Origin of the sequence: Nitrincola alkalilacustris (assembly GCF_008973755.1) — a bacterium.
GTDB classification, from domain to species: Bacteria; Pseudomonadota; Gammaproteobacteria; order Pseudomonadales; family Balneatricaceae; genus Nitrincola; species Nitrincola alkalilacustris.
In genome coordinates this window covers 20,971-27,827 of sequence record NZ_WBOM01000015.1, presented here as the reverse complement: position 1 = coordinate 27,827, position 6,857 = coordinate 20,971, and the positions used below count along the sequence as shown (strand labels likewise).

The following is a 6,857-nucleotide window of genomic DNA, read 5'->3' as shown; positions in this document are numbered from 1 at the left end:
GTACATAGAAGTGTTTTACAACCGGATGCGACTACACTCCAGCAATGATTACATGAGCCCTATGGACTACGAGTCAGAGCTACGAGAAGCCGCTTGAAAATGTGTCCGGAAAACTGTTGCCAGATCAGGAGGGCAATGTCGAACGACTCGTTATGCCACAGATGATTATGAAATCTGCATCTGGTTTACGATCAAGTTACCTGAGTGTTCTTGAAATCGGCGGTGCATTCGGCCATCAATTCCGTACACTGATTGAATTCCTTGGAATAACAACACTGATCATCACTGATCTTGATAGTGTACATTTCGCGGAAGCCGCACCTAGTGAGATTGACGACGATGAAGACGAGGAAGAGGATACTCCTGAAGCCGCCGGTGCTGAGGAAATAGACGACGATAATGCTGTGCGTAGAAAAAAGAAGACCTGCACTCCGGAAACTCCCGAAGCAGTAACATCTAACCAGATGCTTATTCAGTGGCTTCCAGGACGCGATAAGATCGACGAACTACTCGCCCTAACACCTCAGGATAAAGAACTTCAGCCTAATGGTAATGGACTTGGTGCCGTGCGAGTCACATATCCGTGTACTGTCGAATTGAACTGGAATGGCAATACCATTAACCGAGCTGGTCGGACTCTCGAAGCTGCATTTTCTTTCGAAAATCTCGAATGGACTCAGCAATACGATAACCGAGATCTGAAACTACGAATACGTAGGCCTGCAGATATAGAAGACCTGGCATTACGAGTTCATAACAAGATACACAAGGACAGCTTCAAAAAAACCGATTTTGCACTGGCTTTACTAACCAAAGATCCTGAAGTCTGGACTGTTCCTAAATATATTGCTGAAGGCCTACAGTGGTTAGAAAGGACGCTTGGAGTTGCAGACAATAATCAAGGTGATGACCAGCAAGGAAATGGCGCAGGATGACGAGCAGAATCGGAAAACCCGACACAGATTCAGACATAGAACTGCGTGATCGTCTAAGTGCTAATGGCAGTCGTCATTTTGTGATGGTTGCAGGGGCTGGGTCAGGCAAAACAACTTCTCTGGTGAAAGCACTCTCCTATCTCGAACAGGATCAAGGTCCAGCTCTACGCCGAAAAGGTCAAAAGATTGCCTGCATCACTTTTACAGAAGTTGCCGTCAATGAAATTCGCTCTGACGTGGGTACCGACCAGTTGTACCATGTATCTACTATTCACAGTTTTCTTTGGGAAAACATCAAGCCTTTTCAGTACAATATTAAGGAGTGGGTTAGTAGGCACCTGAACGATAAAGTAACAGAAGCTCAGGCGAAGATAGATAATCCAAAAACTCGCCAAGCGACGAAAGATAGCGCTGCTGAAGACATAGCCCGATATCAACACCAATTAGAACAAATTAATAGCGTAGAAAGTTTTAGGTATGGAACTGGAAGTGATTATATAAATGGCATTCTTGGGCATAGCGATATACTCAAAATCGGCCCTCTCTTTATTCGAGAGCATCCGTTGATGCGTCGTGTGCTATCCAGGCGCTACCCAGTAATCTTTGTTGATGAGAGTCAGGATACGAATCCTGGCTTTGTGGAAGCGTTGCGTATAGTAGCAAATGAAAATCAAAATGGGTTCTGCGTTGGTTTCTTTGGAGATCCCGTCCAAAAAATTTATATGCAGGGCGCTGGGTCGATAGCTGTAGATGAAGGATGGCAAATGCTTGAGAAGCCAGAGAACTTTAGATGTCCTCAAAGTGTGTTGCGATTAATCAATCGTATTAGAGCAGAGGATGATGGCTTAGAGCAAACCCGCGGTCGTCATGAAAAACTGAATGGAGAAGATGTACCAATAGAAGGAACTGCGCGTGTTTTGATTATGCTGGATGATGATCAGCGCCAAGAGCGCCTTGAAGCAGCACGCAGTTGGCTGGCTGAACGAGATGGCGACGATAGCTGGTTAGCGGATGATAGTGAAGAAGTACTACGTCTACTCGTTCTTGTACACCGAATCTCTGCAATTACGCTCGGGTTCCCAAACCTGTACTCCGCCTTGAACGACAAATCAACAGAAAGTTTGAGTTCAGGAGTTGTTGATGGCACAGCTTGGGTACTGCGGCCTTTCTTAACGTTTATCTTGCCTTTGTTGCTCGCACATCGTGAAAATCGTCACTTTGAGATTATGCGCCTGCTCCGAAAATATTGCCCAAAACTACAAACTGATGGGCTTGCTGGTGCAAATACCTCTGACGTGTTGAATGAACTGCAGGAGGATATACTAACCCTCGATGTTATGCTGGGAGCAGAAAGTAGAGGTCATATTGGTGATGTGGTGAAATTGCTTCGTGAAAGACGGATGTATACTCTGGATGATCGCTATCTTCAACTAGTTGAGAATTTTAATGGGGCAGAGCCGGTTGCAGACCCTGCGCCTGAAAATGCAGCTCTAAGATTTATGCAATGTGAGGCGACGGAATTGTGGGGATATCGTCGCTATATTGAAAAACTTTCACCCTTCGCAACACAGCAGGGCATTAAAGGTGCCGAGTTCGATAAAGTGCTGGTTGTAGTTGATGACAAAGAACGGCAGTTGCCAGGTTATTCATATGGTAAGTATTTCGGAGTGACACCTCTTTCCGAGACAGATGAGAATAACATTGCCTCTGAAACAGATTCCGTTATCGATCGCACTCGGCGTCTTTTCTATGTTTGCTGTTCTCGAGCACTTTCCGATCTTGTTGTCGCTGTATTTACCGATGATCCTGGAAATATGCAAAGAGCTATTGTTGCTAGAGGGCTATTTGAGCCAGATAATATTTATCTACTAGATTAGAAATAGCAGGTCAACAGCATCTACACTGTCCGCTTATGGCCGAATTATCGGGGGAAGATCACAAATTTTCCGCTGCGCTCCAAATTTCCCGCAGAGCGCGGCGTTATGTGGGGCTATGTACACAGCACTACAAAGAACCATAGCTATACTAAAATTTAAAAAATGGGTGATGTGATGCCGGGATTATTTTCAGCCATATTGGCTTTTGTACTTTTAGCTTATTCAGAAGAGTATGGAGCTCTAATCGGGCTAATATCTCTGTTTCTAGTAGGAGGGATGCTTCATGGTATGGTTCAGAGGTATATCATTTTGGACACCGATGAAGATGACCCTCTTTACGAAGCAACCAGACTAACTAGAACAAAGATGATGTGGGGCTTGCGTGCATTAGCTGCTTACGGAATTTACGTCACATATTTTGGCTATAGCAGAGCAGAACTAATGGATAGGTTGGGAACATATTTTGGGTGAAATACCACATAACCAAGCTCTATTGTCGCCACACTTCGTGTGCCTGGGACCTTCGCGGCTACGCAGCTTTAGCCCCAAAGTACGACGTTCTGCGGTGTGGGTCTTGAATCCTAGGCTACTCCGAAAGTGATGATCCAATTCCTCTACACGCATTGCAACAGGATTTGAATAATGTCGTTTGAACGCAGTTATATATTTATAGATACAAGCGTTTACGTGCAAGAGTCATATCGTTTTAGTGGTACTTCGCTAGGGAAGTTGGGAGGCATGAGTAGTGACGACGAGTTAAGGCTAATAGTTCCTGAAATCATCCAACAGGAAGTTAAATATAAGCTGCAAGAGGCTGCAGAAGAACACGTTGATAAGATTCAGACTGCACTGAACAGCAACATCATAGGTTTGATTAGCGATCAAAATAAGACGTTGGTTGGGCTTGATTTTCAGATAGATCAAGAAAAGTTGGTCGAAAGCATTGTTGAAACCTGGGAGGAATTTCGAGTGCGATGCAATGCCATATCTGTTCCCCTTGCCAGCATAGACCTCCCGAGTGTAGTGGAATCATACTTCGATGCTAAACCGCCTTTTGGGAAAGGGCGGAAGCGAAATGAATTCCCCGATGCATTTGCGGTCGCCGCCATGGTCAATTTTGCTGAGAACAACCCTGGCCGTCCTATCTATGTCGTTTCCAGAGACAACGGGATGCTGGCAGCATTCAGTAGTGACCCTCGATTCAGGTGCCATCAGGAGCTTTCTGAAGTACTTGATGAGTACAATCGACACACTGTGGCACTCTCTCCCGCTGCACATGAGCTTATGGATGAAAATATTGACTGGATTACCGGGGTAATCGTTGATGAACTCCATGAGAACCCTAACTGGTATGCACCTGAGTACCGGGATGACCGAATATGTGTTCGTGAAGTGTCTGTAGATGTGTATGAAATGAACTTAGTGGAAATTGGGCTCGACCGGGCAGTCTTTGATGTCGGGCTAGATTATCACGTCGAGGCTGAAGTCACAGATATGGTGCGGATTGGATATGATGATTACGATTGGGACGTTATTCCCCGGACTTTTTCCGGAAAAATGACTGTTTATCTGGAAGTGCTAACTAATAGTGATTTCAGTGAGTTGAATGAGATAGCTAGTGTCGAGTTCTAGTCGAGATCAACGAAACTACATAACCATCGCAGGCACAGCGACGTTTATCTCATTGCGGCTGCGCCTCAATACGGATATCCCTTCCTGGGTTAAAGACAGCGAAGCATTGCAGAAGGCATTCAGCCAGATCGCAAAAGATATTTCATCACTCAGTTGGCAGTGTCAGTGAGAACACAGTGGTTGGTGGTTCCGTTACGCGGTGGTAATTCAGCTTTCCGTTATGCAATTGCATGATTTCATGAACAAAACTCAGCCCCAGTCCACTGCCTTTACTGCCATCTGTCCGGGGCAGACAGAAAAAGCGCTGGGTCAGTTTTTCTTCGGCAAAAGGCGGCACCCCGGGCCCGGAATCTTTTACGCTGATGTAAATAGAACCATCGTTTTGTATGGCACCGATCAGCACAGCTGACTCAGGCGGTGAGAACTCTATGGCGTTCCGGATCAGGTTGCTCAGTGCATCCTGCAGCAGGGTACTGTCGCCGGTGATGGACAGGGAAGGGTCACAGCTGTATTCAAGGCTGACTCTGTGCCGGCTGGCATAGTCTTCAAGGTTCCGGCAGACTGCTGTGATCAGCTCTTTCAGTACGACTTTGTCGTGTCGTTCCAGGCTGCTCTGATATTCAATGGCGGCCAGTTTCAGCAAGCGTTCGATCAGCTCCTGCATCCTTGAACCTTGCTCAATAATATTATTGAGAAACTGATTGCGCCGTGCATCGGACATCGGTTCCTGTAACAGCTCTGCTGCACCACGGATACCGGCGATCGGGGCTTTCAGTTCGTGCGTCAGGCTCTGCACATAATCTGCCACATAGGATTTGCCATCCAGTGCGGCTTTCATGCTTTCAAGCGCTTTACCCACACGCCCAACTTCATTATGACCAAGCGCAGGCAGAGCGGGGCGTTCGCCTCTGGAAACCCCTCTGGCATACTGTTCAAGGCGGAGCAGAGGCCGTGTAATCCAGAGGGTGATCACAAGACCGGTCAACAGCGTTGCCAGTGCAGCGACCAGTGAAATCCAGAGCAGGTTGGTGCTCAGGTGGCTGATAAAGCGGTTAATGTTGCGGGTGGGCTTTCCGGTGGACACCACACCGATAATATCACCGCGATACAGCACCGGGCTTGCGACATAGAGCCGTTCGGTATCACTATGGCCGGGTACATCGTCGCTGCTGCGGGCACCATATTGACCGCGCAGAGTCAGATAGACATCGCGCCACTGGGAATAATCGCGGCCGGTATCAGTGTAATGGGAATCAAAAATCACGGCGCCACTGGCATCGGTGATATACATTCTCAGATCAACTTCGGTTTTAAGCAGATCATAAATCTGTGCGTTTAGCGGCCTGCCGGCCAGCTCTGCAAAGAGCCGTTCAGCCAGATGTGTGTCGATCACGGTGCCACCGCTTTCGCTGAAGCTGACGCCTTCGTTTGCGATCAGAGTGGCCATCATTTCTGATATATCGACCAGAATCTCCTCCTGAGCTTCCTTATAACGGGGCTCCAGCTCATCGAGTACCCAGTAAACCACACTGCCAAGGCCTGTCAGCACTGAAAAGAGAAACACCAGAATCAGGCGTAATCTCAGGCTCATGCATCCGCCTCAAAGCTGTAGCCAAGACCACGGTGGGTTCTGAGCGGGTCGCAATTTTCGCTGATGTCGCGGATTTTGCGCCTGAGGGTTTTGATGTGTGTATCGACAGTGCGGTCGAAACTGCGTTCAGGCTCTTCCCACACCTGTTGCATCAACTGTTCACGGGAATAGATTCTGCCGGGATGGCTCATCAGTAACAGTAGCAGGCGGTATTCATAGCGGCTCAGATTCAGCAAGACACCATCCAGCGTGATTCTGGCGCCATCTGCATCGTGACTGAAGCCGGCAGAGGTGATATTCGCAGCTTTCGGAGGCTGGCGCAGGCGGGCACGGATGCGGGCCGTGAGCACCCGGGGGCTGAAGGGCTTGGTGATGTAATCATCAGCGCCCAGTTCAAGACCCAGCACCTGATCGATCTCTTCATGGCGGGAGGTCAGAAACACCACCGGCACAGAGGATGTCTGCCTGATGACTCGGCAGACATCAAATCCGCTCATATCGGGAAGGCCGATATCCAGCAGAACCAGCTCTGTATTACCCTCGCTGAGTGCATCCAGAGCCTGTTGCCCGGTGGTGACCCAGATGTTATCTATCCGTTCGGTTTCCAGAGCATAGCGTATGGTGTCAGCAATAGATGGCTCATCCTCAACAATCAGTACCGCCATGGTGTTCCCTCTGTTAAAACGCCGGTCCATACGTGGTGCAGATGCTCACATTATCTCTGGCATATCAGATACTGTAAAGCCGCTTACATTACCACAAAGCTGCACAGACTCCGGCGTTTTAAAGCGGGTTCATAAGGTCCAGCCGGTGGTGTCGTCA

6 protein-coding genes are annotated in these 6,857 nt (G+C 48.0%); 4 read left to right on the top strand and 2 right to left on the bottom strand.

Annotation, left to right across the window (positions count from 1 at the left end; all coding sequences use genetic code 11):
* The 4 genes from F7R27_RS18310 to F7R27_RS18295 form a co-directional block, all read left to right on the top strand.
* On the top strand, positions 1-97 hold a 97-nt coding region (locus F7R27_RS18310; protein WP_151705697.1), incomplete at its 5' end, for an IS3 family transposase.
* Positions 98-116: 19 nt separating this feature from the next.
* The gene (locus F7R27_RS18305; RefSeq protein WP_151705720.1) at positions 117-935 is read left to right on the top strand and encodes an ATP-dependent endonuclease; all 819 of its coding nucleotides are present in this window, start codon (positions 117-119) and stop codon (positions 933-935) included.
* Positions 932-2,812: a UvrD-helicase domain-containing protein gene (locus tag F7R27_RS18300; RefSeq protein WP_151705719.1), complete on the top strand. Its 1,881-nt coding sequence runs from the start codon at positions 932-934 to the stop codon at positions 2,810-2,812. The genes F7R27_RS18305 and F7R27_RS18300 overlap by 4 nt, the downstream gene beginning before the upstream one ends.
* A gap of 642 nt (positions 2,813-3,454) precedes the next feature.
* Positions 3,455-4,444, top strand: a complete 990-nt coding sequence (locus F7R27_RS18295; RefSeq protein ID WP_151705718.1) for a PIN domain-containing protein — start codon at positions 3,455-3,457, stop codon at positions 4,442-4,444.
* 145 nt (positions 4,445-4,589) lie between these two features.
* Here F7R27_RS18295 and creC read toward each other — a convergent pair whose 3' ends face one another.
* Together creC and creB are read right to left on the bottom strand one after the other, a co-directional pair.
* Positions 4,590-6,035 carry a two-component system sensor histidine kinase CreC gene (gene creC / locus F7R27_RS18290; protein WP_151705717.1) on the bottom strand — a complete coding sequence of 482 codons (1,446 nt, stop codon included), beginning with the start codon at positions 6,033-6,035 and terminating at the stop codon, positions 4,590-4,592.
* Complete coding sequence (creB, locus tag F7R27_RS18285; RefSeq protein WP_151705716.1) at positions 6,032-6,700, bottom strand: two-component system response regulator CreB; 669 nt, start codon at positions 6,698-6,700, stop codon at positions 6,032-6,034. Before creB ends, creC begins: the two co-directional genes overlap by 4 nt.
* Positions 6,701-6,857 lie beyond the last annotated feature (157 nt).